The organism is bacterium, from assembly GCA_020444065.1.
Lineage (GTDB): Bacteria > Sumerlaeota > Sumerlaeia > SLMS01 > JAHLLQ01 > JAHLLQ01.
In genome coordinates, this window is record JAHLLQ010000010.1 from 95,650 (window position 1) to 120,228 (window position 24,579).

19 protein-coding genes are annotated in these 24,579 nt (G+C 60.8%); 9 read left to right on the forward strand and 10 right to left on the reverse strand.

Annotated features, from left to right (window positions below):
• Positions 1-172: 172 nt before the first annotated feature.
• The 7 genes from KQI84_18500 (at position 173) to KQI84_18530 (ending at position 11,729) form a co-directional block, all read left to right on the forward strand.
• Positions 173-4,195 carry a right-handed parallel beta-helix repeat-containing protein gene (locus KQI84_18500; protein ID MCB2156873.1) on the forward strand — a complete coding sequence of 1,341 codons (4,023 nt, stop codon included), beginning with the start codon at positions 173-175 and terminating at the stop codon, positions 4,193-4,195.
• A 509-nt stretch (positions 4,196-4,704) separates the two neighbouring features.
• On the forward strand, positions 4,705-5,568 hold the full coding sequence (locus KQI84_18505) for an SGNH/GDSL hydrolase family protein (protein MCB2156874.1): 864 nt from the start codon (positions 4,705-4,707) through the stop codon (positions 5,566-5,568).
• Between the two features lie 191 nt (positions 5,569-5,759).
• Positions 5,760-6,473: a Crp/Fnr family transcriptional regulator gene (locus tag KQI84_18510; GenBank protein MCB2156875.1), complete on the forward strand. Its 714-nt coding sequence runs from the start codon at positions 5,760-5,762 to the stop codon at positions 6,471-6,473.
• 97 nt (positions 6,474-6,570) lie between these two features.
• A complete protein-coding gene (locus KQI84_18515; GenBank protein MCB2156876.1) occupies positions 6,571-7,212 on the forward strand; it encodes a sigma-70 family RNA polymerase sigma factor in 642 nt (213 codons plus the stop codon).
• Positions 7,209-8,741: a hypothetical protein gene (locus KQI84_18520; protein MCB2156877.1), complete on the forward strand. Its 1,533-nt coding sequence runs from the start codon at positions 7,209-7,211 to the stop codon at positions 8,739-8,741. The genes KQI84_18515 and KQI84_18520 overlap by 4 nt, the downstream gene beginning before the upstream one ends.
• The gene (locus KQI84_18525) at positions 8,734-9,960 is read left to right on the forward strand and encodes a glycosyltransferase family 4 protein (protein MCB2156878.1); all 1,227 of its coding nucleotides are present in this window, start codon (positions 8,734-8,736) and stop codon (positions 9,958-9,960) included. The genes KQI84_18520 and KQI84_18525 overlap by 8 nt, the downstream gene beginning before the upstream one ends.
• Positions 9,961-10,199: 239 nt before the next feature.
• Positions 10,200-11,729: an integrin alpha gene (locus tag KQI84_18530; protein MCB2156879.1), complete on the forward strand. Its 1,530-nt coding sequence runs from the start codon at positions 10,200-10,202 to the stop codon at positions 11,727-11,729.
• A 22-nt stretch (positions 11,730-11,751) separates the two neighbouring features.
• Here KQI84_18530 and KQI84_18535 read toward each other — a convergent pair whose 3' ends face one another.
• Together KQI84_18535 and KQI84_18540 are read right to left on the reverse strand one after the other, a co-directional pair.
• Positions 11,752-12,252 (reverse strand): hypothetical protein, encoded by a 501-nt coding sequence (locus KQI84_18535; GenBank protein MCB2156880.1) that lies wholly within the window; start codon positions 12,250-12,252, stop codon positions 11,752-11,754.
• 74 nt (positions 12,253-12,326) lie between these two features.
• Positions 12,327-13,688, reverse strand: a complete 1,362-nt coding sequence (locus tag KQI84_18540; GenBank protein ID MCB2156881.1) for a methyltransferase domain-containing protein — start codon at positions 13,686-13,688, stop codon at positions 12,327-12,329.
• A 262-nt stretch (positions 13,689-13,950) separates the two neighbouring features.
• Between KQI84_18540 and KQI84_18545 the strand changes: the two genes are divergently transcribed.
• On the forward strand, positions 13,951-15,171 hold the full coding sequence (locus tag KQI84_18545) for a phosphoglycerate kinase (protein MCB2156882.1): 1,221 nt from the start codon (positions 13,951-13,953) through the stop codon (positions 15,169-15,171).
• An 85-nt stretch (positions 15,172-15,256) separates the two neighbouring features.
• On the opposite strand, the gene KQI84_18550 is transcribed toward KQI84_18545, so the two are convergent.
• Positions 15,257-16,405 carry a type IV pilus twitching motility protein PilT gene (locus KQI84_18550; GenBank protein MCB2156883.1) on the reverse strand — a complete coding sequence of 383 codons (1,149 nt, stop codon included), beginning with the start codon at positions 16,403-16,405 and terminating at the stop codon, positions 15,257-15,259.
• Positions 16,406-16,605: 200 nt separating this feature from the next.
• Between KQI84_18550 and KQI84_18555 the strand changes: the two genes are divergently transcribed.
• Positions 16,606-18,111, forward strand: coding sequence for a DUF2079 domain-containing protein (locus KQI84_18555; GenBank protein MCB2156884.1), 1,506 nt, complete (start codon positions 16,606-16,608; stop codon positions 18,109-18,111).
• On the opposite strand, the gene KQI84_18560 is transcribed toward KQI84_18555, so the two are convergent.
• The 7 genes from KQI84_18560 to KQI84_18590 all read right to left on the reverse strand — a co-directional run bounded on the left by KQI84_18560 (position 18,050) and on the right by KQI84_18590 (position 24,578).
• On the reverse strand, positions 18,050-18,517 hold the full coding sequence (locus tag KQI84_18560) for a hypothetical protein (protein MCB2156885.1): 468 nt from the start codon (positions 18,515-18,517) through the stop codon (positions 18,050-18,052). The genes KQI84_18555 and KQI84_18560 overlap by 62 nt on opposite strands.
• 23 nt (positions 18,518-18,540) lie before the next feature.
• A complete protein-coding gene (locus tag KQI84_18565; protein ID MCB2156886.1) occupies positions 18,541-19,503 on the reverse strand; it encodes a hypothetical protein in 963 nt (320 codons plus the stop codon).
• A gap of 336 nt (positions 19,504-19,839) precedes the next feature.
• Complete coding sequence (locus KQI84_18570) at positions 19,840-20,685, reverse strand: aminotransferase class IV (protein MCB2156887.1); 846 nt, start codon at positions 20,683-20,685, stop codon at positions 19,840-19,842.
• Between the two features lie 322 nt (positions 20,686-21,007).
• Positions 21,008-21,550: a hypothetical protein gene (locus tag KQI84_18575; GenBank protein ID MCB2156888.1), complete on the reverse strand. Its 543-nt coding sequence runs from the start codon at positions 21,548-21,550 to the stop codon at positions 21,008-21,010.
• 28 nt (positions 21,551-21,578) lie between these two features.
• A complete protein-coding gene (locus tag KQI84_18580) occupies positions 21,579-22,745 on the reverse strand; it encodes an ABC transporter permease (GenBank protein ID MCB2156889.1) in 1,167 nt (388 codons plus the stop codon).
• A gap of 1 nt (position 22,746) precedes the next feature.
• The gene (locus KQI84_18585; GenBank protein MCB2156890.1) at positions 22,747-23,889 is read right to left on the reverse strand and encodes an FtsX-like permease family protein; all 1,143 of its coding nucleotides are present in this window, start codon (positions 23,887-23,889) and stop codon (positions 22,747-22,749) included.
• Positions 23,886-24,578: an ABC transporter ATP-binding protein gene (locus tag KQI84_18590; protein MCB2156891.1), complete on the reverse strand. Its 693-nt coding sequence runs from the start codon at positions 24,576-24,578 to the stop codon at positions 23,886-23,888. The genes KQI84_18585 and KQI84_18590 overlap by 4 nt, the downstream gene beginning before the upstream one ends.
• Position 24,579: the final 1 nt, after the last annotated feature.

Genomic DNA, 24,579 nt, shown 5'->3' on the forward strand with positions numbered 1-24,579 from the left:
TGCGGATTTGGGTACACTTGGCGCCTGCAGGGCGCCGGCCAAGGGGTGTCTGCTTCGGCAGATACTGATTGAAGTTAAAAAGAGGTGGCCACCGCATGGGGGGCTGTTCCATACTTGGAAGAGTCATGACCCATATCGCCACCTTTCCGAGCCTTGAGAGGAGCCCAGCGAGATGGCTTTTCCTGGAGCCCGCAAGTCCATAAATAAGAAGGCTTTAGCCCTTCTGATAGCGATTCTGACGATTGCCGTCGCGGCGTCCGCTGGGATGTCCAGCGCGACTTATCGAATCGATCGGTCCTCCGCCAACAGTGGGAGCGACACGCCTACCGGCGGTGCCGCTTATCGGGCCTTCCCGCACGTGTTTGGCGGGGCTGCGACTGGACAATCGTTCAGTGGTAACTATCAAATCAACCACGGATCCATCGGCGGAATCCTCCGCAGCGGGGATCAGATCTATGTCGATCCGCTCTGGACTGCCCAGGGCGACGTGGACGCCGACCCAACGGTTGGCGTGGCGGGCTGCAATCCCGCCGCAGTCAGTCTCGTGTACGGCGTGAATGCGTTCAACTCGATCACCGCAGGCGTTGTTGCGGTGAATTCCGGCGGTACCGTTTACGTGCTGAACGGAACGTACCAGGAGGAGAACATCGCGGTGACCAAGCCGATGACGATCGTCGGCTACGATGAGTCCACTTCCGGTTGCCTGGGGCTTTCCGGACAGGCCGGCGCGATTGTCGAACCGGCGACGTCGATCCCCGGCGGCAAGACGCTGTTCAATGTCGCTTCGTCGGACGTGACGATTCGCGATCTGACTCTCGAGGGCGATACGGCGTCTTTTGCGGCCGCTTATGAAGCCGACTTCGGCGTTTATGTTCTCGATGCGACGGCCTCGATCGATAATGTGACTCTTCGGAATCTGACCGTACGGAACTTCGGCGACCACGGCGCGTACTTCCTGGCGCCGAATACGGCCGGATACCAGGTTGCCAACTGCGACTTCCAGATCCTCGGCGATTATGTCGGTGGTTCGGTCGATGGCGGCGCGGTGTTGTTCGGCGGCGCGAGCGGCTCGATGACGGGCGGCTCGGTGACGATGGCAACGAACGGCGTTTCGATTCTCGGCGGCGATACGGCGGCGATGGCGCCGCTGACCGGTTCGGGCGCGATTCCCGAAGTCGACGTGACGGGCGTGAGTTTCCTGTCGGTCGGCGGTGGCGGATCGAACGGCCAGGGCGCGATTGCTTATCTGAACAACGCGATCGGCGTGGCGAATTCGAATTCGCTGATGGGAATTCATCGCGGAATTCAAGTCGGTTCCATGGTGACGACGGGAACCGTTGAAGTTTCTGAGAACGTTGTGACGGGCCCGGCGTTTGTCGGTCTCGACATTAATAACCTGGAAGCGCCGACGCCGGTTTCGCCTCCGTCGACCGTCGATGCGACGTCGAACACGCTGATGGGCGTAATGGATGCCGCGGCGATTTCGGTTCGTTACATCGGTCGCGACTCTGTTGGCTCGACGGCTCCGGCGAATGTGAACCTGACTGCTAATCGTCTTTCCAGCATCGATACGAGCGCCCTCTCGACCTACGGCGTCTTCGTCAGCGGCGTGGATACGGGCTTTGGCCAGGTCTTCGTGGCGGATAACGCGATCGTCGCGACGCCGACGCTGGCGAGCGGCATTGGCGTGAGTGTGCATACGACCGACCAGGTCTTCGGGACCGCGACGGATAACGAAGCGGTTGGCGTGCAATTGTACGGCAACACGATCACGGGCTGGCCGCAGGGCGTTTCGGTGATCAGTGTTGATAACGGCGGCTTGCCGGGCGCGACGGTCGATGTGCTTGTCGGTGGTGTGTCTTCCAACTCGATCACGGGTGGAAACTTCGGCATCGAGGTCGACGGCCAAGCGGCCGCGGCAACGATTACGGATAACCTTGCGATCTCCAACAACAGCATCGGCATCGCCGCTACAGGCGGTTCGTACGCCGACATCCGGAACAACCGAATTGCAGGCAACATTGGTATGGCCGTGCAGGCGGACACCGATGCTCTCGTCAATCTCGAGAACAACTACATCGGCGTTCCGAGTTCTCCGGCGACTGGCGTGTATGCCGACAATGCAGGCACCGTCGACATGGGCGGTGGCTTGTTTGGTTCGGCCGGCGGCAACACGTTTGACGTGGCGGATTCTTCTGCGGCGGTTCAGTTGGTTGCATTCCTGCCCGGCACGGTGCGGGCGGAAGGTAATACATGGCAGAGCGGCGGCGTGACTTACAACGGCGCCGTGGCGGTCGACGATATGATCTTCGACGGCGACCTGGATAACCCGCTCGGTGAAGGCGCGACGGCTGGTCCGCTCGACTTCATTCCGTTCAACGCGGGCACGCTGCAGTCGCCGATTACGCTCGATGGCGCGGCTTCACGCGGTCTGGCGGGCTACGGCACGACGCTGTTCCGTGCGCTTTCGGATGGCGTCGAGGCGGTCGCCACTGGCGGTACTGTCGACGTGGTGACGGCGAATTACTATTCGCTGCGTTACGATCCGGATTCAATCTACCAGGTGCTCGGCACGCGGATCGATCGCCCGATGTCTCTTGTGGGCGATGCGCCCGGCGGGCCGATCGTTTACCCGATGGGCAACGACGTTGGCACATCTGCTTCGGTGGTTGTCGACGGATCTGCGCTGAATCTGTTTGAGATCCAGAGCGACGACGTTGCGATGTCGAACATGGTTCTCGACGGCGACAACCCGGCGATTCCGGGTGGTGCCTCGCAGAACGGTGCCGACGTCAATGCACGCAACGCCGTGGTGATCGATCACACGATCGCAGACGGCCCGGATAATCTAAGCTTCGACAACGTTGCCGCGCGGAACTTCTACTACAAGGGCATCGCGTCGAACGGTTCGGCTTCGGATCCGAGCGATGCGCTCGCGGTCAACAACTCTCGCTTCGACAATATCTCGGGCCAGGGCGACGAGGCCGGCGCGATTGCGCTGAGCACGCTGACCAACACGTCGATCACCAGCAACACGATTGATCTCGTTGGCCTGGGTATCGATGTGACGCCGACGGATGCAACGTCGACGCACACGATCTCCTACAATGCGCTGAGCAACGTGGCAAACCTCGGTATCAATGCGAACATCATCAGCAACGCGGCGCGGTTCGACATCAGCGGCAATACGCTCGCGATGGGACCGACTGCAAACAAGGCGATTGCCGTCGAGAGCATCACCGCGACGGCGCAGGCAATTGTTTCCGGCAACGACGTTCAGAGCGGTTCGGGCATTCTGCTGGCCGTCCGCGATGTCGATCCCGACTCGCTGATTCTGGCACAGGCGAACGATCTGATCAGCACGAGCGGTCTGACGATCGGCGTACAGGTCGAGGCGACCGAGCGTGTGACGACCTCTACGACAGGTCTGCAGTTGGTTTCCAACCAGATCGACAATCACACGATCGGTGTGGATGTGATCGGCGGTACGGCACCGACGGTGAATATCGGTACGGTGCTGCGGCGGAATGCGCTGGATGGCAACGCGACCGGCGTCAGTCTCGTGACGGGCCCTGGCGGGGCGGAAACGGAAGTGCTCGTCGGTGGCGATACGATTGCAGAAACCAACGCGTTCACGAACAGCGGCACGGGCGTGTTTGTCTCGGGTCAGTTCTCCGAGGCGACGGTGCTGAACCAGTACACGCCGTTTGACACGCAGACTTACGGCGTGTGGGCCGAGGGCGCTGCGAAGGTGATTGTGCGCGCGAGCCGCTTCGACAACAGCACGTCCGCGGCGATTGCACTGACGGATAACGGTACGGAGATGTTGATCGAGAAAAACCGCCTGGCTGGCGACACGAACCAGGTCGGTGTTCTCATCGACAACAACGCACAGGCCAGCATGGGTCCGGGCGTTCCGGGCAATGATGTTTCGAGCCTGTACTTCGCGGGAGCGCAATCCCTCGGCACAAACCGCTTCTGGAATTACACGGGCGTGGGTGGACATTTCGCCATCCACAACTTGTCCGCACGCGATCAGAACGCGGAGAACAACGACTTCGGCACGGTGGATCTGCTAACGATCGAAGGCGTTGTTGAGCACCAGCCGGATAACGGCCAGGGGCTTGTCCTGTTCGATCCGCCGATGGCGCCGTTCACGACGATCGAGGACTGGGCAGTCCTGCAACGCGAATAACCCCCATGGCGTTTTGGGGAAGCACACCGGGCCGCTCTCCTTTTGGAGGGCGGCCTTCCGTTTCAGGGTGCTCTCACTACGCCAAGCTCTTCGTTGCGCGGCGGTCGGATGGCTCGGTCTTGACGCAAGCGATACCCAGGGCTTGCGCCCTGGGCTGGTATGGAGCGGGGCGTTGCCCCTTCGGTGGAGTGGTCGAGTACGTGTACGAGTTCGAGGGGGGCTGCGTACTCGTACTCAGCGAAGCGGTACTCGACCTCGCACTCGGCATTTGGGGATAGCGAAGCTTTGGGAGCGAAACGAGGTGACTTGGGCAGCCCCAGGGGTGTGGGCATTCAGGCAGGTTTGTGGGTTTGCTCTTGGCCAAGATGGCCAAGTCACCTCGAAGTGGTCTGTGGTTGGCGGTTCCATCCTCCTCCGCGCTCCGCGCTATGGCGGACAAGGGGGTCTTCTCTTGTGGGCTGCCAATGGTGTGTGGATGATTTGACGGTTGGTTCTTGGGGGGAGGGGCTATGAATCCGGTCGTGAACTTTCTTGCCAGCGGGATGCTGTTCTTTGTCGGCGGAGGATTGATCCTGGCGGCGGGTGTGTGCTTTGCCGTTTCGCAGAAGTGGCGCTGGTGCAAGCGGGCAGCCGGCTGGTTCTTGCTGCCGGGGCTGGCATTTCAACTGGCGTGTTCGACTCCTCTTTCAATCGCGTTCTACTACGTCCCTCTGCTGGCGTTGGTAATCGCCGTTCCGATTCTCTGGTCGCGAGAGAAGTGCGATCCGCGTTGGAGGTGGGGGAGTCTTGGGGCTCTGGTCCTTCTGGTCCTTCTGGGTTCGGGTCTGGAAGTTCGGTGGCACATCACGCCTGCCCTTTCTCATCCGGATGGTACGCGCGTGACGGTGATCGGCGATTCGATCAGCGCGGGGATCAGCGATCGAGAACGCCCCTGGCCGATTGTCTTTGAGGAGCTGACGGGCATTCCGACGCGGAATTTGGCAAAGGCCGGCGCCAGCCTGGAAACGGCGATGCTTCAGGCGGAGGAGCTGACGCCGGAGGACACGTTCGTTCTGCTGGAGATCGGCGGGAATGACTTCATGGGCGAAACGAGTTCCAGCGACTTTGAGAAGGAGCTGAGGGTGCTGTTGAAGGCGGTGAAGAGCGAGGATCGTGCGGTGGTGATGCTCGAACTGCCGCTTCCGCCTTTTCACAATCGCTATGGCAGCGCGCAACGGCGGGTGGCTCGCGAGCTTGGTGTTCCACTGATTCCCAAACGGCGTTTTATGTCGGTTCTGGGAGCCAAGGACGCGACGAGCGACGGGCTTCACCTTTCCCCCACGGGGCATCGTCTGATGGCGCAGATGGTGGCCGATGCGCTGGGGGTTGGATGACGAGGCTTGGGCATCCTTGCCCAAGCCCCAGGGATGTTGGCGTTCAGGCATGTTTGCGGGTTAGCTCTTGGCCAAGATGGCCAAATCACCTCGAAGCAAGTTGTTGGTGCTCGGGCGGTGCTCTTCTCCCTTGTCCATCCGTTGGGTTCTTCTATTCTGAATCGAACATGATGTCAGGAGCTGTTGGTGCCGTGCCGGATCGTGTATGGTACATAAAGAATCTCGATCTGTTCGAGGGGCTGCAGGATATGTCCGCGATGTCGGTTGCGGGCAATGCGGGGGAGGTGTTGCTCGATCCGAAGCAGATCATCACGTTCCAGGGCGACCAGCCGCGGGTGGTCTACGTGGTGATCAGCGGACGGCTGCAGGTGTCGCATCTGCTGCCGGATGGGCGGGAGGTGATCCTGACGTACCTGGGGCCGGGGGATATCTGGGGGGCGGTGGACGAGGATGAAGTCGATGCGCCGGCGAGCCCGATGGATTCGCACCAGGCAATGGCCCAGACTCCGACGCAGTTGCTGCGGTTCGACGCGGCGTACTTTCGCCATATGCTGAGCCGGCGGCCGCGGGTGGCGTTCAAGATTATCCGTCAGTTGGGAATCCGGAAGCGGCGGGTGGAACTGCGGTTGATCAACCTGTGTTTCAAGACGAACCTCCAGAAACTGGCGTCGCTGCTGCTGGAACTGGCCGAGAGCCACGGGGTGGAAATCGATGGTGGAATTCGCATCGGTTTGGGGCTGACGCACCAGGAGATGGGTGCTATGGTGGGCATGACGCGTGAACAGGTTACCAAACTGTTCACCCAACTTCGAGAGTCGGGTGCAATAGAGACGGTCAAGGGGCGGATTATTCTGCGCGATCTGGATCGATTGCGCGAGATCGGCGGTCCGCGCCAGGGCGGGTAGGGCACTGGAGACTCCGATTCGCGAGTTCGAGTTCCGGCAGGGCGCGATTTCGTTAATCCGAGGGGCTTCAAGGTCGATCTTCCGGGGAACCTTTATTGTGGCCACATTGTCGAACAACGCGAAGAAGGGCATGATGGACATGGATCCAGCCCGCGAAGCGGATCTTGTTCAGCGCGCCCAGGACGGGGACCAGACGGCCCTCGAGGAGCTTCTCTCCGCCCATCAGGATCGTGTGTACCGCACGGCGCTGCGATTCCTGGGGGGACGCGAGGAAGAGTCCTTCGAACTCGCACAGGAGGTGTTGGTCAGTGCTTTTCGCCATATCAAGAAATTCCGTGGCACCAGCCGATTCAGCACCTGGCTGTACCGTATCACGGCGAACCTGGCCAAGAATCGCTTTGTGGTCGAGAATCGCGAAAAGGCGCGCTACACGAGTCTGGATGCTCCGCACGCAGGAGACGAGGACGAGCGGCCGCGGCAGTGGGAAGATGCCGGAGCCCGCGATCCTCGCGACGCTGCGGCGGACAATGAGCTCATGGAGACGTTGCACGAGCGAATCGAGGAATTGGACGTTGAATGGCGCGAGGTTGTTGTGCTGCGCTTCTTCGAGCAATTGTCCTACGAGGAGATCGGCGAGACGCTGGATCTGCCCATCGGGACGGTGAAGTCGCGGATCAACCGCGCACGCAAGATGCTTCGCGAATCGATGAAAGACGTACTGAAGGAACGACGAGCATGAGTCGGGAACGCTTCGAAGAACTGCTGGACCCCTGGTTGATGGGTGAACTCGGCGCCGAAGAGCAGGCCGAGTTCGAGCAGCTTCTTCATGCCGATCCGGAGCTTGCAGAGGAAGCCGAGGACCATCGCGAACTGGCCGGATTGATGGCCGGGGCGCCTGTGCCCGCGGCTCCGGCGGGGTTGCTGGCGGGTGCATTGGAGAAGGCCAAAGCTGCCGAAGTGATCGAGATCGCGCCGCGTCGTCGTCCCTTCATGAAGTGGGCGATTGGTTCCGCGGCGGCGGCGGTGATCGTGTTTGGCGCTTACATGGCCACGGATGTTGAGACTGTCTTACCGAGTGCCCGCGATTCGAACGTGACGACGCCGGATGAGTTGATTGCACACGCACAGGCGGAGCGTCGCGTTGCCAGCGAGGCGATTCCGGAGAAGGGCGCTGAGAAGGAGAAGAGCCTGGGAACCGACATCGCGTCGATCGCAGAGGGCGCCAAGGATGGTAGCGAGCGGCTACGTCAGGAGAAGAATGGCGAAGATCTGAATTCGCTTCACTCCATGGTGGAGGAGCAAGTTACGGCCGGTGCTGCGATTGAGAAGAAGGAGCAGCCGGCGGCCGAACGGCTTGATGGGGGCGCCGGAAACGCGCTCCAGATGTCCGCGCAGATCACGGACGCGCCGGCTCGTGACAAGTCCGACGATCGGGAGAAGGCGGCTTCCGCTGCGCCCCCGGTTGCGATGCAGCGGGCGATGGAGTCCGCGCCTACGTCTGAACCCAGCGAGACTCCTTTCGAATCCAACCTCTTCTTCGAAACGGCCGAGGAGATGGAGGACATCGACGATTACGCCCCGGACGCGGAGGCGCGCGGATTGTCGGACAACATCGTCGAGGATTCGGAGGCGGATGAGGTCGTCGCCGAGGTGGAGGTCGCGCCTCCCGCGCTGGGTCTGCACGGTGCGATGTACAAGCCGGGAACGAACCTGGAGCACCCGACGACTTCGGAGGTGCTGGCGGAGAACGCGAAAGCGATCGGCGGGAAGCTGGTTGCGCTGCCGGGCGACTTCGAGGCTGCTGCGGATGTTTCATCGATGGCCGGCGACGAGAACGAGGAACTGGTCGGGCAGTGGTCGGCAAAGGCTGCTCCCACGCCGGCCCAGCCGCTGGCGCCGGAGACGTTGGCGTTGGTCTTCCCGGACGAGGCGTCGTTGAGTATGTTCTGGTATCGCGCGCAGTCGGTTCTGGCGGCAGCGGATGCGACTGGTGAACCGTCCGCGTTCGGCGGCGGGGCATCGGCCCCGAGCGGAAGCGGAATGGGCGGCCGCAGCCTGCGCATGCCGGATGAGCTGCGCAACACGGGTGAGCTGACGGAGATGAGCTTCACCGACGCGGCGAGCACGCCGCTTCCGTCCCCGGCTCCGGATAAATTGCACCCGCCGTACCTGATTTCGGACTACGACGTGCATGTGGATCGCCGCGGCGATGGGATCCTCGTGACGATCCGCCCCAAGCTTCCCGAGTCTTCCACCGTGGATGAGTGATCGGCCCCTCAACGTCCTGCTGGTCTGTCGCAGCTTTCCCGCGCACCGGGCCGGCGGCATGGAGTGGCACGCGCAGGATGTTCTGGAAGGTCTGATCGCGGCCGGGCATACGGTTCATATACTGACAACGAATCTTCCCGATCGGGCGGCGCTGAAGCCGTTGCGAACGAATGGCGTGCTGGAGACCGTAGGAGGCAGCGGCGGGGGAGCTTACAGCAAGCGGTTCCTGCTGACGCTGGCGCGGAGGGCTCGCCAGATCGCCGAACGCGAATCCATCGACATCATTCATGCGCAGGGCTTCGCCGGCGTCCCGTTGGTCTTTCGCGCGCGCAAGATGCCGCCGATTGTGACGACAATTCACGGAACGCACTGGAGCGAGACGCCGCTGGATCGTCGCGTGCGGCACATGCGATCGCCGGTGGAGCGCATGCGCGATATCTGGCGCTTCAAACATCGGTTCGCGTTGTGGCCGCTGTGGTGGCGATTTCTGCGCAAGCGTCCGAACCTGATCGTGGACAGCGATTTCACCGCGCGCGAGTTGCGGCGCGAGGTTTGGCAACTGAATCCGGCGGTTGTGCCGTTGGGGATGAACCTGGGGCGGCTGCGGCCGCGGCGGACGCGATTGGTGTTCGATCCGGAGAAGCGATTCCTGGTGCCGGACAGCGGACAGGAGCATCCGATGCTACTGTTCGCGATCAGTCGGTTGGAGGAAATCAAGGGGCTGGATGTGCCGCTGAAGGCGCTGGGGCGTTTGGGGAACAAGACGGGATGGCACTTCGCCATTGGCGGCGACGGGCCGGATCGCGCGCGGCTGGAGACGATCGCGGCGCGACTGGGGTTGCAGGATCGCGTGACGTTCCTGGGGCGCGTGCCGGATGCGGATCTGGCGGATTGGCTGGCGGCGGCAGATCTATTCCTGAACCCGGATCGCGGCCAGCCGGCGTTTGGCCTGACGGTGGCGGAGGCGCTCGCGGCGGGGACGCCGGTGTTGGCCAGTCGTGTCGGGGCGCACCCGGAGGTGCTGCGGCGCGGCGACGGGATTCTGGCGCCGCCGGGAAATCCCGCAGCGTGGCGGCGAGCGCTGGAGCATCTGCTGGCGCGTTTGCCAGAGAACGAACGCCGCCGATCGGCACGGCGCGAGCGGGCTCGGGAACGATTCCACCGCGACCTGATGATCCGGCGACTGGTTGGTGTGTATCGGGACGTGCTGGCGGGGTGATGGGTCGATCAAGTGGGGACGGAGGTCGTGCCCTGAAACTTCCAGCTTCCCATTCCGAATAAATCAGCAGTGATTCTGATAAGCGCGGACAGTCACGAATAGCACTCGGTCAAGCGCCCCTGTAGGGTTACATGGTGGGGATTTAAGCTCGACATGCGCGACCTCATCCGTAAGTCTCGGTAGTGTCAAAATCACCAAAATCCACATGAATCTCCGTACTTGGAGAGGGGGGAATTCCTGTGAACGTTAAGAACGCTTTTTCCTTCGCGCTGGCATTTGCTATGTGGGGGAGTCTGATCCCGGCGGCTGCAGGTGCTGAGACGCTCGGCTCTGCAGAATACCAAAGGGCCACGCCGGACTGGGTTGGTGAGTCAAATGTCAAGGATGCCCATTATGGCAGTACCGTGTCGACGGCGGGAGATGTCAACGGCGACGGCTATGATGATATAATTGTTGGAGCCAGCAATTACGCCAATGGTCAATCCCAAGAGGGCGCCGTATATTTTTACCATGGGTCGGAGTCAGGGGTCTACGGTACGCCGGACTTTGTTATCGAGGGGAACGCGGCTTTGATAAATCTTGGTTATTCCGTCTCGACCGCCGGCGATGTGAATGGGGACGGATACGATGACGTCATCATGGGGGCTCCCTTGTTCACTGACGATCTCTATCGCGAGGGCGCTGCTTTTGTTTATTATGGTTCCGCTGGGGGTCTCAGTTCTACTCCCGACTGGATCATGACCGGCACGCAGAATACGGAGCGATTTGGCACTTCTGTCTCGTGCGCGGGCGATGTGAATGGCGACGGGTATGACGATGTGATCATCGGTGCCAACACTTACAAGAACGGCGAAGACTATGAAGGTGGAGCGTTCGTTTTTCACGGCTCTCAAACGGGTCTGAGCAATTCTCCAGACTGGACAGGAGAAGGCAACCAGGCGGCCTGCTTTTTCGGAAACTACGTTTCCAATGCCGGAGATGTGGACGGCGACGGGTATGATGACGTCATTGTGGGCGCGAACTTCTATAATAACGGGGAGACAAATGAGGGGAGAGCATTCTTGTTTTATGGATCGGCATCAGGCCTCGAATCGACCGCCGGCTGGACGGCGGAGGGAAATGCGGAAGCCGCAGAGTTCGGTCACTCGGTTTCCACGGCGGGGGATGTGAATAATGATGGCTACGACGATGTGATCGTTGGCGCCTACGGCATCGACATTGCCGACAAGAATGAAGGGAAGGCGTTTGTATACTATGGCTCTGAGAATGGGCTTTCGGCCTCTCCCGGCTGGATTGGAGAGGGGGGGATCTCTCGCGCACAGTTTGGCTTCTGGGTTTCGACAGCGGGGGATTTCAATGCGGATGGTTTCGATGACGTTATCATTGGTGCCACCCAGGACTATTACGATGAGGAGAACGAGGGCATCGCGTACATCTTCTATGGTTCGGCCACTGGGTTGTCGGCCGTCGCCGACTGGAATGCAGAGGGCAACCAGGTTGGTGCCCTGTTCGGTTACTCTGTATCAATCGCAGGCGATGTGAATGGCGATGGGGGCAGCGATGTGATTATCGGCGCGGAGTTGTACGACAATGGCGAATCCAACGAGGGCGCGGCTTTTGTGTTTCACGGAACTCCGTCCGGCTCTACTCCGCTGCTTGACGATATCTTGAACGCCCTCCTGGGGCTTGTCTCAAGCCAAATGGGATACGATCTGAACGGGGACGGAGTCGTCGATGCGGCCGATCTTGTTCGATTGGTGATTCAATAGGGTTCTATTCAGCATCTTGCCGTCAGTTCGACACAGGCGGCAGTTGATCCAGGTCGAACGGTGGGAGAGTAGATGTTTTGGGGAGGATGATTTTCTCGGCTTCTATGGCAGCATCCAGCTGATCGTTTGAAATCCAGCAGACCCGTGCGGTCTCCTTGGCTTTTTCTGTTTCATACACGACAAAGCCGACCTCCTCGTTGCGATGAATGCCTGAGAAGGTCCAGCCATTGGTGAAGAAGAGAGGCCTCTCCAATGTGAGATGTCCCCGATGCGACAATTCTCCCGCACCGTCTGCAAAGAAACTGGTGGGGTACCTGAGGCCTTTCGGTGACTTGACGATCGGGATGACCCCGACAAGTTCCTTGTGATACGCCCATGGATCTTTCTCGGTATACACATCTGCGCTAAAGACGTAGAATTCGGAATGGCTGGCCAGGGGCGAAGCGCGCCACAAGAAGTAGAAGGAAACCAGAGAGAGCACCACTCCAGCACCGATAAGTCCCGCGATTTTCCGACGCGTCATTGTCATGTTCGTGATTACGGTCCCTGGTATGTGTGGCCTTTTCGGCTCCATTCATCCCTTGCCCGTTCCTCGGTTCACGGATTGCGCAGGATGAAGAGTTGGTTCCAGTGCAGTGGGCCGTCGGGTTTGTTGGCGAGGGCTTCGTGCGGGTCGGCGATTCCTTTGCCGGGGATGTCCATGGCGGAGGCGACGTGTTCGAGGCCGGCCTGGCGGAAGACCCAGCGCCACTGCCAATACGTCAGCACGAAGATGTGCGGCGGGAATCCGTAGGTGTAGTAGGTGATCTCCGGGATCTTCCCGTTGTTCCGATCGTCCGTCTCGAAAGTGTAGGTGTCCGTTTCCTCATCCCATTCGGAGGGGAAGTGCTCTCGGGGTTCGCCGTCGTTTGGGAAGGGAAGGTTCACATAAATGAGACCGCCGGGTTCCAGGAGTCGACGGAACTCCCAGAGCATAACCATCGGCGCGATGGAATGCTCGAGAACGTGGCTGGCAAGAATGCCCTTGAGGGAGTTGCTCGGAATCGGGATGGAGTGCATATCGCACTTCAGGGTTTCCATTCCGCGCCGTCGACATTCTTCCAGCTCTGCATCGCTGCCCGAGAGGGCTGTTACATCGTATCCCCACTTCAGGAAGTGGTGTCCGCCAAAACCGGGGCCGGCACCCACGTCCAGGAGTCTCCCAGACGGGGGAGCGCTCAGTCCGGACTGCTCCTGCATCCAGCGGAACCAGTCGCACTTGCAGTCTTTCCAATGGTCGTCAAAGGCCTCTGCGCGAAGTTCGGGCGGAGTCTGTGGGAAGACGGCCTGAACCGATCCCATCTGGTAGAAGTCCTTCATGCAGAGCTCGAGCTGGGATTGGCTTCCCTCGGAGGACTCGAGGAGCATTTCTCGCACGGCGCGGTAGCCGAGCAGGTGCTTGAGGACGCGGCGGGCGCCAAGCCGTTCCGCAAGGGCCTTGCGCCGTTCCCGTCGAGCCTGTGAGCGATACTGAATGTCCTTTGCCGCGAACTGCGCGTTTCCCGGATAGAGCTTCGCCGCACGCTGAGCAGCCTGGGCGGCCAGTCCGGCTCCATGCTTCTTCGCTGCCAGCTCGATCAACATGAGCCAGTCCGCCTCGACTTCGCTCTTCTCCAAGATATCCAGAAGTCTCCTGATCGAATCCTCGGTGAACCCCGCATCTTCGGCTTTCAGGAATTGCAGGCGATAGCGCGCTTCGTAGTTTGTCGGCTGCAGTTCGATGAGCTTCTCATAGAGCTCCGCAGATCTCTTGCGGCGATCGATGGCGATGCAGGCCCAGGCCAGGTTGCCGATGACTTCGACATCCTGCGAGTCCAGTCGATGGGCTTCTTCGAGGGTGTCGACTCCTTGAGTCACCTCGCCCTGATCCAGGAGAACAAGGGCCTGTTCGAACAGCTTTCGGGCTTCCGGGGAACTCATACTTCCTCCACCTCTCGGCGAAAATCCGCTTCGCGCGTTCCCAAGAGGCGAGCATTCAACGTTGTGGGGTGTCTACCGGAATAACATGGACAAGTGTGCTGCGAGGTGCGACATCGGGTCATCTCCCGCTCGATCCTGGCAGCACCCATTGACACGCGGGGCCGCGCTTTCGTAAGAACCCCACGGTTTTCTGAGGGGAGGCCTTGGGCCCTCGGCCCGGCTCCAGAACAACGAACCAAATTCCCAACGGGAGATTTTCGATATGGCAAAGCTGTCGGTTGCGGACATCACTGTCCAAGACAAACGCGTCCTGGTGCGGTGCGATTTCAATGTGCCCCTGGACGACAACCTGAACATCACCGACGACGCGCGCATCACCGCCGCGTTGCCCACGATCAAGGAACTGCTGGAGAAGGGCGGCCGGGTGATCCTGGCGTCTCACCTGGGTCGTCCGAAGGGCAAGGTTGTGCCCGAGATGAGCCTGGCGCCGGTGGCGAAGCGTCTCGGCGAGCTGCTGGGTTTCGATGTTCCGCTGGCGCCGGATTGCGTCGGCTCGGAGGTCGAGGCAATGGTCTCGAAGCTGGAGTCCGGCCGCGCGCTGTTGCTGGAGAACGTTCGCTTCCACAAGGAAGAGGACGAGAAGAAGAACAAGGAAACGAAGGAGTTCAGCAAGGAACGCTGGGAGTTTGCGAAGAAGCTGTCCGGCCTGGCTGAAGTCTACGTCAACGACGCGTTCGGCACGGCGCACCGCGATCACGTGTCGACGTGCGGCGTGACGAAGTTCCTGGATCCGTGCGCCTGCGGTTACCTGATCCAGAAGGAACTGAAGTACCTGAAGGGTGCACTGGATGAGCCGAAGCGCCCACTGGTCGCCATTCTGGGCGGCGCGAAGGTGTCGAGCAAGATCGGCGTGATCCGCGCGCTGCTGAACAAGGTCGACGTGCTGTTCCTTGGCGGCGGCATGACATTCACGTTCTTCAAGGCCCAGGGCAAGGAGATCGGGAAGTCGCTGTTTGAGGAAGAGACGGCGGAGATCGCGAAGGAGTTGCTGGCGGAGTTCGAGAGCGCGAAGGCCAACGTGCTGCTGCCGGTCGATGTGCTGGTGACGGACAAGTTCGAAGCCGGAGCCAACACGAAGGTCGTCGATATCGACGGCATTCCGGCGGACATGGAAGGCGTCGATTGCGGCCCGAAGACGGTCGAGATGCTGAACGCCGAACTGGCCAAGGCCGGCACGATCGTCTGGAACGGCCCGGTGGGCGTGTTCGAGATCGAGGATTTCGCCAAGGGCACGAAGGCCGTGGCGGAGAAGATGGCGATGCTGGATTCGGTGACGATCATCGGCGGTGGCGATACAGCCGCGGCGGTGAAGAAGTACGATCTGGTCGAGAAGATGAGCCACGTTTCGACCGGCGGCGGCGCGAGCCTCGAGTTCCTCGAAGGCAAGAAGCTGCCCGGCATCGAGGCGTTGGACGAAGCCTGATTCACTTGCGACAAGCTAAAGAAACCGCCCCCGATCATCAATGATCGGGGGCGGTTCTTGTTTGCGAGTCGTGTTTAGGCTGCGGTCAGCCGCCCGTGCTCCCGTAGGGGTTCTGGCCGCCCATGCCACGCTGACGGCCTTCCATGGCTCCGGGGGCCTGACCTGCGCCCGAGGCGCCCCCGCCGGAGAGCTGGCGGCGCATTTCTTCCGGCTTCTTGGCATTCACGAGGGCCGTGTCGCGCGTGATCAGGTGGCGGCGGACAAGCTCGATCAGGCAGCGATCCATGGTCTGCATGCCGTACTTCACGCCGGCCTCCATGAAGCCCGGGATCTGGTGCGACTTGCCTTCACGGATCATGTTTCGAATGGCGTCCGTGCCGGTCAGGATTTCGAGGGCGATCGTTCGGCCGCCGCGGGCGCTGTGGAGGAGGCGCTGGCAGAGAATGCCTTCGATAACACCGGCGAGCATGATGCGCACCTGTTCCTGCTGGTGGGGCGGGAACACGTCGATGACGCGGTCGACGGTCTGGACGACGTCGACGGTGTGGAGCGTGGAGAAGACGAGGTGGCCGGTTTCCGCCGCCGTGATGGCCGCGGAGATGGTTTCCAGGTCGCGCATCTCACCGACGAGGATCACGTCCGGATCCTGGCGCAGAACGTATTTGAGGGCGTCGGCGAAGGAGGTGGTGTCCTCGTGGACTTCGCGCTGTTCGATGAGGGCTTTCTTGTGCTGATGGAGATACTCGATCGGGTCCTCGACGGTGATGATGTGGCAGTCGCGCTCGGAGTTGATCATGTCGATCATGGCGGCGAGCGTTGTGGACTTGCCGGATCCGGTGGGGCCGGTGACGAGTGTGAGTCCGTTCGGGCGACGGCAGAGAACTTCGAGGATTTTGCGGGGGAGCTGCAGTTCTTCGAAGCTGCGGATCTGCGTCGGAATGGTTCGGAAAGCGGCGGCGACGGAGCCGCGCTGGAAGTGTGCGTTCACACGGAAGCGCGCCAGGTTGGTGACGCTGAGCGAGAAGTCCAAGTCCTTGTTCTCCTCGAACTTCTGCTTCTGAATATCGGTCAAGATGCCGTAGATCAACCGACGGGTGTCGGCCGACGACAAGGGGGGCTGATCGAAGTTCAACAGATCGCCGTGTACGCGCATGACGGGCGGGCGTCCCACCGCAATGTGCAAGTCCGACGCGCCCTGCTCGACGGAGAATCGCAGCATTTCCGTTACGTCCAGCATAACCTGCTCCTTGAATTGGCTCCATGGTCCCGGGCGAACCGCGCTTCCTGGAGCGATTTCGACAAATCCGAATTTCCCTTTGGCCCGGCGATTTTCGAGAGGCACATTCTGAACCCCGGGCGGAGATACGGTCAAGCCGCTTTGCGCCGGGAACGATTGGTCCCGGGCGCGAAGCGGCCCGGAAGACGAGCAGACGAATGGTTTTGCAGGACAATCAGCCACGGCTTGAGAGCGATGCGGGGCCATCATCCCTGGGCTACAAGCTCGCCCTGGCGGGGCTCCTGTTGCTGGCGATGGCGTGGTTCCAGTGGATCACCGTTTCGATGTATTACGCCCATCGGCTGTACCTGGCGGACGTCGGGCTGTTCAACTGGATGATGTCGCACACGTGGCAGGGGGAGTTCCTCGTCAATCCGTTGGCGCCGCATGTGGACGGGAACTACTTCGGGATCCACTTTCAGCCGGTCTTTATGCTCGTATTGCCATTGTACCGGCTCTTCGATCATCCGCTGACGCTCGTTTGTTTTCTGACGTTCTTTCTGGTGCTTGCGGCGTGGCCTCTGGCGGAACTGGCGCGCCTCGTTCTGCGTTCGGAGGCGCTTGCGTTGGGGGTGGCGGTGCTGTTCCTGGGGAATCACTTCGTGGCATCGATTCACATGGCGAATCACTCGGAGTCGCTCGGGTTCGCGCCGATGTTTCTGGCGTTTCTGGCGCGGGAGCGCCGGAAGCCAGTGCCGTTCGCGATCGGCATCGGGTTGGTCCTCCTTTTGAAGGAGGATTATGCGTTGTACGTCGTTCTGTATGGGTTGTATCTGCTGACGGAACGCGATGGCTGGCGGTGGGGTGTCGCGACAATTGCGGCAGGGATCGCCGGCGGCATGTTGGCGAGCATCGTGATGAAGGCTTGCGGCCTGGAGGAGTACACGCGCCTCGGTATGGTTGCGGCCAGTCGGTACACCGAGATGGGCGAGACGCCGCTGCAGGTGCTGGCGTATCTGTTCGTGCATCCGATCAGCACGATCGGTCGCATTGCGAAGCCTGTTTTGCTGTTGCTTGTGGGCTCGACGGGCGTGATCTGTTTGCTGGATTGGAAGCGCGCGGGCCTGGGGCTGTTGGCTGCCGTGCCGTTCTTGCTGACCGGGGATCACATCATCGCGCGGCTGGATTATTATTACAGCTATGCCGCCGTGCCGTTTCTGTTCCTTGCAACGATTGGCGGCGCGCGTTTGCTGCGCGAGAACTTCGCGGAACGGCGCGCGTTGATCGATCGTGTGCTGGTCGTCTTCTTCGTCGTGATTGCATTGGGGACACAGTTTTTCCCCACGCGCACGGACAATCTGCGGCACCTCCCGCTGAAGGCGGACCCGCGTTTTCGGATGGTCGGATTCGTTCTCGAAGACCTTCCCGTTGGCGCAACGGTCGGCGCGCAGCACCAGCTCTTCTGTCGCGTACCGTCGGATCGCCGCGCGTTGCCCATTCGCCCCTGGAGCATCAGGGAGATCGATTATCTGCTCGTCGATGACATGCTGCGAATGAGCGACGTTAGCCCGGATGAAGCCGAGGAGGTCCTGCGCGAAACGGGCAAGTATCGCTGGGAGCTCGTTTCCGAAGAGATGGGAATTCGATTGTTGAAGAAGGAGCCTATGGAACCTGGATCGTCTCCAGATCCTTCTCGATCACCTTCAGATCATCCGAATCTTTGATGTTTTTGCAGGCTTCGCGCGCCTTGGCGAGGTATTCAGTGGTTTTCTCCGAATCGCCGGCAACCATGTAGCCACGGGCGATGGCTTCGCAGGCGGCCGCGACATCCCAATCGCCGATGCCGTTCTCTTCCAGAATCTGCAGGTAGCGCATGCCGTGGTAAATCGCTGTGTCCGCGTGGCCGGAGATGGCATGCACGCGGGAGACTTGCCATTCGCCTCGCCCGAGGTTGATGGGCTTGCCGACCTGCTCCCAGTGATAGCGCGAGGCGTGCGCCATGTGAATCATGCGGTCGGTTTCCGCAGGCGTGCGGTCCGGTTTTTCGATGTAGGTCCAGGTCTCGTTGAAAAGGGAAACGGCGAGGCGGCGATGCCATTCCTCCGCCGTGAAGCGTTCTTCGTTGCTCATTCAGAAATCTCCGGAAGTCGAATTCAGATGCCAAATGTCTGGCAATCTTCCTCGTACGCCAGCCGCCCCCGGCTGACGCTTTTCCCTCCGATGATCAGGTTCAGATTCTTATCCACGCCTTCGATCGTGCCGCGGGCAAGGATGTCCCGGCCGGTCAGGTTGCGGTCGTCGAGTCCTGTGCCGTCGTCATAGATGCGCACGCGGCGATCCAGGTCCATCCAGTCGCGTCGATAGCGTTCGACAAGTTGCCCGCCGCCTTCTTTCAGAAGCAAGTAGTGATTTGTCGTAAAGGTGCTGAGGAGCCGCGTCAGCAGTTCGAGTCGCGTGCGATTCTCGGTGAAGGCGCTCATGTCGCCAACCTTCGGGACGAAGACCGTCGGCGCAACATCGGGCGTGCTGTTCGTGTTCACGCCCATTCCGATCATGGCTTCGGTGAAGATGCCGCCCTGCGTGCGCGTCTTGCTGAGCGCACCGCCGATCTTCGCGCCATCGAGCAGAATGTCGTTCATCCACTTCACACCGACGGTGTGCTTCGTGCCAGACAGTCCGCGCACGAAGTCGAGTAACGTGAGCACCGGCAGGATGGCATATCCAACGCCGGCGGTCTGGATCGGGAGTTCATCGCGTACGAAAACGGTAACGTGCAGGTTGCCCTGGATGGCTGCCCACCGGCGATCGAAGTGGCCGCGGAAGGCGAGGCCTTCGTTTGCGACCATGACAAGGTTGGTCGGGACTTCGAGGTTCTTCGCGAGTGCCTTCGAAAGCAGGTCGATCTGCGAGTTCGACGCGTACTGCTGCCAGATGACGAGCGGGTACTGGCGGCTGAGCTTCTGGCCGGAGACTTCCGTCTCGACCATCGGCGGATCGGTGGGGAAGCAGAGGCTGAGGAAGGGGTGCAGCGGGTCGTTGCTGTTCCACTTCTTCCAGGCGCTCTCGGGGCACGGGCACTCGCGAGAGGCCGGATCGATGTCTGTGATGATCCGCACGGGACGCTCCACGGGGCGGGGTTTGAACTCCGTGTGGGGGCAGCCCGAATGATTTAGCCTGGCGAGGCGGTTTGTCAACCGGTGGCAGGGCGTTCTCATTGTCCCAATCTCATCGTTGCGCGGCGGGCGGTGGGATCGACCACGTATTTCTGGGCGCTCCCTTATCCACCGCGTTGCGCGCCTCGATCTTGGAACAAGCAGAACGCCCTGCCGCGTTCGGCGGTTCTCACAGGGAGATTTTCACGCACGTGGCGCGGGTGTTGGGATCGGTCGAGTACGAGTGCGCGTACGAGTTCGAGTACGCGAGATATCGCGAAGCGTCTTGCAGGGGGCTTCTCAGCCGGGCAGTTGTGCGGCGGCGCACATGGCGCGGGCGCGGTCGTTGACTTTGCCCATCAGGCTGCGGGTTACGGGGCCGACCTGGCCGTTACCGATGGGCTTCCCGTCCAGCCGAGTGGCAGGCATGATCTCCATCGTGGTGGAACTGATGAAGGCCTCCGGCGCGGCGGCGAATTCGTCGAGCGTCACGGCTTCCTCGACGACTTCGACGCCTTCCTCGCGGGCCACCTGGAGAACGAGCAGGCGCGTGACGCCCGGCAGGATCCGGTTGTTCAGCGGATGTGTGCGGACGACGCCGTCGATCACGCAATAGGCGTTGGACGCCCCGCATTCGGTGACGGTGCCGTCTTCGCGGTAGAGGAGGGCTTCGAAGCAGCCGGCGCGGCGGGCGCGTTCTTTGGCCAGGACATTCGGCAGCAGGGCGAGGGACTTGATGTTGCAGCGCGCCCAGCGCTCGTCCGGGTGAGAGAGCAGCGCGACGCCGTCGCGATAGTGCTCGGGGGCATGCGCCTGGAGTTCGCGCACGTACCAGAGTTCCGTCGGTGGGCAGTCTTTCGCGAGCGGGAAGGTGTGTTTGCGCGGAGAGGCGCCGCGGGTGAGCTGGCCGTAGAGCAGGCAGTCGCCGAAGCCGCTTTCGCGGACCAGCGATCGGATGTTCTCGGCGCGCTCGTCACGCGTCCCCGGGGGTTCGATCAGAATCGCGCGGGCGCTGTTCTCGAAGCGCTGCAGATGCTCGTCGAGCATGAGCGGCACGCCGTCGTAGCAACGGATCGCCTCGTAGATTCCATCGGCAAACTGAAATCCCCGATCCTCGACGGAAACGCGTCCTTCGGACAGGGGCATTACACGGCCATTCAACCAGAGCAATTCACGCATCAGCAGTCACCATCAGGCCTGAAGTGTCCACTTCTGGTGCCCGGCTCGGGGCAACAGTGTCAAAACCAATCGCCATGGGGAGGATCGAAAAACTGGGGGTGTCCCGGGGGAGGGGTGATCGCGCAGAGGCGCAAAGGCGCAGAGGAGAGAGTGCGGTCGTTACCGTTCTTCGGTAGTCGCCAAGACCGAATTACGGCGCGCGAGCACAATTCAAACCCAGCTCCTCTCCGAGAGGATTGGGGCGGGGGCCACACGGGGACTGGATGTCTATTCCTTGCCCTGGGGGGCATCAGTTCATCGCAATGCCATTCGCGTTCAGAATGAAGATGGCGTCGTTGGCTTGATGGACGGTGCCTTGGACGGTGATTTCTGCACCGGGGGCCAGGTCGTTGATGCCTTGCAGTCCAAGACGAAGTGTCTTGCCGTCTGAGTCGACGACTTGGATGGTTGCGCTGTTGGCAGCGACGACATCGCCGGGTACACAACAGGCATCCCAGGGGATTCGGCATTCGTTTCCACAGGCCGGTGCTTTTTCACTGTCGGCGAGAAGGAAGATGGCGCGGCCGTCGGTGAAGGGCTCGGCGCGGCCACCGATGTAGCCCGTCACTGTGACTTCTTCTCCGACTTGCGCGCTGGATCGAGTGGCGGACACGGACGTTGCGTTGGCAGGGGTTTCGGACAGGAAGAATCCCTGCGGCAGGGCTATCGCGGATTCCGTTTCTCCGGTTGTTCGCATTTCTTGTGGTGCGTTTGCTGTCTTCGTGGTCTCCTGGCTGCAAGCGGCGAAGACGAACGCAGATGCAAGGATGAAGGGGGTGATCTTGTGCTTCATGGAATAGCTCCTATGTGCGATTGATTGCTCAGAGTGACTTCAGTGCTTCAGGAATTGGCATACGCAGGCACCGCCATGCAGGGGGCAATGCGCCGAGAAAGCCGAGGAAAAGCCCTACGGTGGCGCCGGCGGTCAGTACAGTGCTGTTCAGGGTCAGTTCGAACACGCCCATGGAGAAGGAGACGGCGATCCCATCGAGCAAGACCTTGGCTGCCGCAATGGCGACGAAGACGGCAATGGCCGCGGCCAGAATGGCCTCCTGCACGAGACTCAAAACGATGGCCCGGCGTGGGTAGCCGAGGGATTGCAGCATCCCGATCTCGCGAGCCCGGGCGGCAAAGGCACTGTAAAGAGTGTTCAGTCCGCCGAGAATACCGGCCAGGGCGATCAGGATTGCCGTGGCCCAGATCATGATCTGAATCGGTTGGTAGAAGCGCAGCAGCGATGCATAGTATTCTGTCTCCGCGATGGCAGACAGTTCCAGGTCCACGCGCATCTTTGTGAAGGCATCCACGTCGGCGAACTCCGCGTCACCTAAACGGATAACGACGCAGGAAAGGCCGTCGCGTTTGGTGGCCACCTGCAGGTCCGTCAACGGGGTCCAAAGCTCCGCATCCATCACGGTCCCTCGAGCTTGGAAGTGTCCCACGACAGTCCATGGTTCGCCTTCGAAGAAAAGGGACTCGCCGATAGCCAAAGCCGAGGCCGGCAAACTGAGTTTCTCCGCTGCCAGCCTGCCGGCGATGATTTCATTCCGGCCCGATTGTGGGGCGCGGCCCTCGACGATCTCCACTCGCTCGTGGATCAGAAATGCTTCTGGTGTTATCCCTCGGACAACCGCGCGCAATTCTTCCGTTTCACCCTCGTTCTCGAAGAAGATGAGTCCCGACAGAATCTCCGGCGAAACAAAGGCAACTCCGGCCACCGAGTGAATTCCCGGCAGACTCGCGCTCAGAATACCTGGGGTTGTTGCCGGGATTTCGCTCCGTTCGATGCTCTCTTCGCTTCCCGTGGCAAGCAGGATGACGTTGCGCGAGTCGTTGCGAATGCTCAGCGACGATCGCATGCCTTCGATGAATGCTGCCGCCGCAATGATCAGTAGAACAACGAGCGCATTACCGAGCAGAATTGCCAGAAAGCGTCTCGGTGATCGGCCCAGATTGCGGACGGCGTAGTCGAATGGAAGTCGTCTCATGCTAAACCGCCCGGAACGCTTCCGCCGTCGAGAGGCGTGCCGCGCGTAGAGCCGGAACCAATCCGGCTGCGACGCCAATCGTGGCGCACACGCCGAGTCCCGTCGCGATGGTCAACGCGTTGGCTTGAATGATGACGCTGAGTCCTTCCACCGAAAATGTAAATTGGCCGAGTTGCGATACAGCAAAGGCGATTCCCACGCCCAGCACTCCTCCCAGCAGGCTGAGCCCCAAGCTCTCGATGACGACCAATCGGGTGATGAGGTTCTCCGAGTATCCCAGGGTCTGCATAACAGCGTGGTCTTTCACACGATCCTGAACGGATAGAGAAATCGCGTTGGCCACCAAGGCAAAGATCGCCACCAGACTGCCGATGCCCAGCCACCCCGCGAACTCCACCAGGCGCACAATGTCTGTCACAGCCCGAGCGACGAACGCCTTCTCGGAGGACGTCCATGTTGGTGCCTGGGCATTTGCGAACGTCTCGTCGATCATCGCCGCCACCGCGTCCAACTGACTGGAATCGGTGACTTCGACGTTGAATTGCGTTACGACTCCTTCTTTATTCCCGGCGGCTCGTTGAATAAAGTCCAGGTGAACATAGGCGACGTTCTGATCCTGAGGATCAGCCGAATCCAGAATCCCAGCGATGTTGACCGTGATACCCGCCGCGCTCAGGCGATCGCCAACACCGAGGCCGCGTCGCTCTGCCAGCCGTTTGCCAACTAACGCCGCATCGTTTCGGCGCGTCCATTCCGCGAGACCGCCGCTGATCAACTCCATCTCCGAATTGCGCAGTGCTTCCTCCTCGACGCCGCGAAACGTCACCACATCCAGCGATGCCCGGCAGTTGCTGACCACAATGCGCATCGGCGCGACGCTCCTGACGCCGGGAATCTCGCCGATGGCCCGCGTGTAATCCTCCGGCAGTTCGCTCGTGAATGGGCAGAATCGATTCTCGCGATAGACGACCAGACTTGTCTCGTTGGCTGTTTCTTGTGTCGCCGATGCGACGCCTGAACGCATGGCCTGGACCGCGCAGAACAGGAACATCGCCGTGGCAATGCCGCCCAGCGTCAGCATTGTTCGCGCTCGGTGGCGCACGATGTATTTACAAACCAGCGGAATCATCCGTGCGGGAATCATGAGGCGGCCTGCTCCAGTTCCTCCACCAGTCGACCCTTCTCCAGGTGCAGTGTTCGGCTGGCGTACGCTGTTGCGGACGGATCATGTGTCACCATGATCAACGTGCAGTTCATTTCGCGTGAGAGTTGCTGCAACAACGTAAGGATCTCATGGGCGGAGGATTTGTCCAAGTCACCCGTTGGCTCGTCCGCCACGATGATCTTCGGTTTGGTGACGATCGCGCGGGCGATCGCCACGCGCTGCTCCTGACCGCCGGACAATTGCCGCGGATAGTGATCGTGGCGATTCGCAATGCCGACCATGTTCAGGGCTTGCGATACTTGCTCGTGGCGTTCATTGCGAGACATCGGCTGCAGCAGGAGGGGAAGCTCGACATTCTCGTAAGCCGTAAGCACCGGCACCAGATTGTAGAGTTGGAAGATATAGCCCACGTGATCGCGGCGCCAGTCTGCCAGCGCCGACCGCGACAGCTTGGCGATGTTCCGTCCACCGACGAACAATTCGCCCGCGGTCGGTCGATCGATTCCGGCAACCAGGTTCAGCAACGTTGTCTTTCCACTGCCCGACGGCCCCATGAGTGCCAGAAACTCTCCGGCCTCAACATCCAGATCCAGTTCATTCAGGGGCGTAATCTTCTGATCGCCCCGCTGGTAAGTTCTCGTCAATCCGCGGCATTCGATAAATGGCATG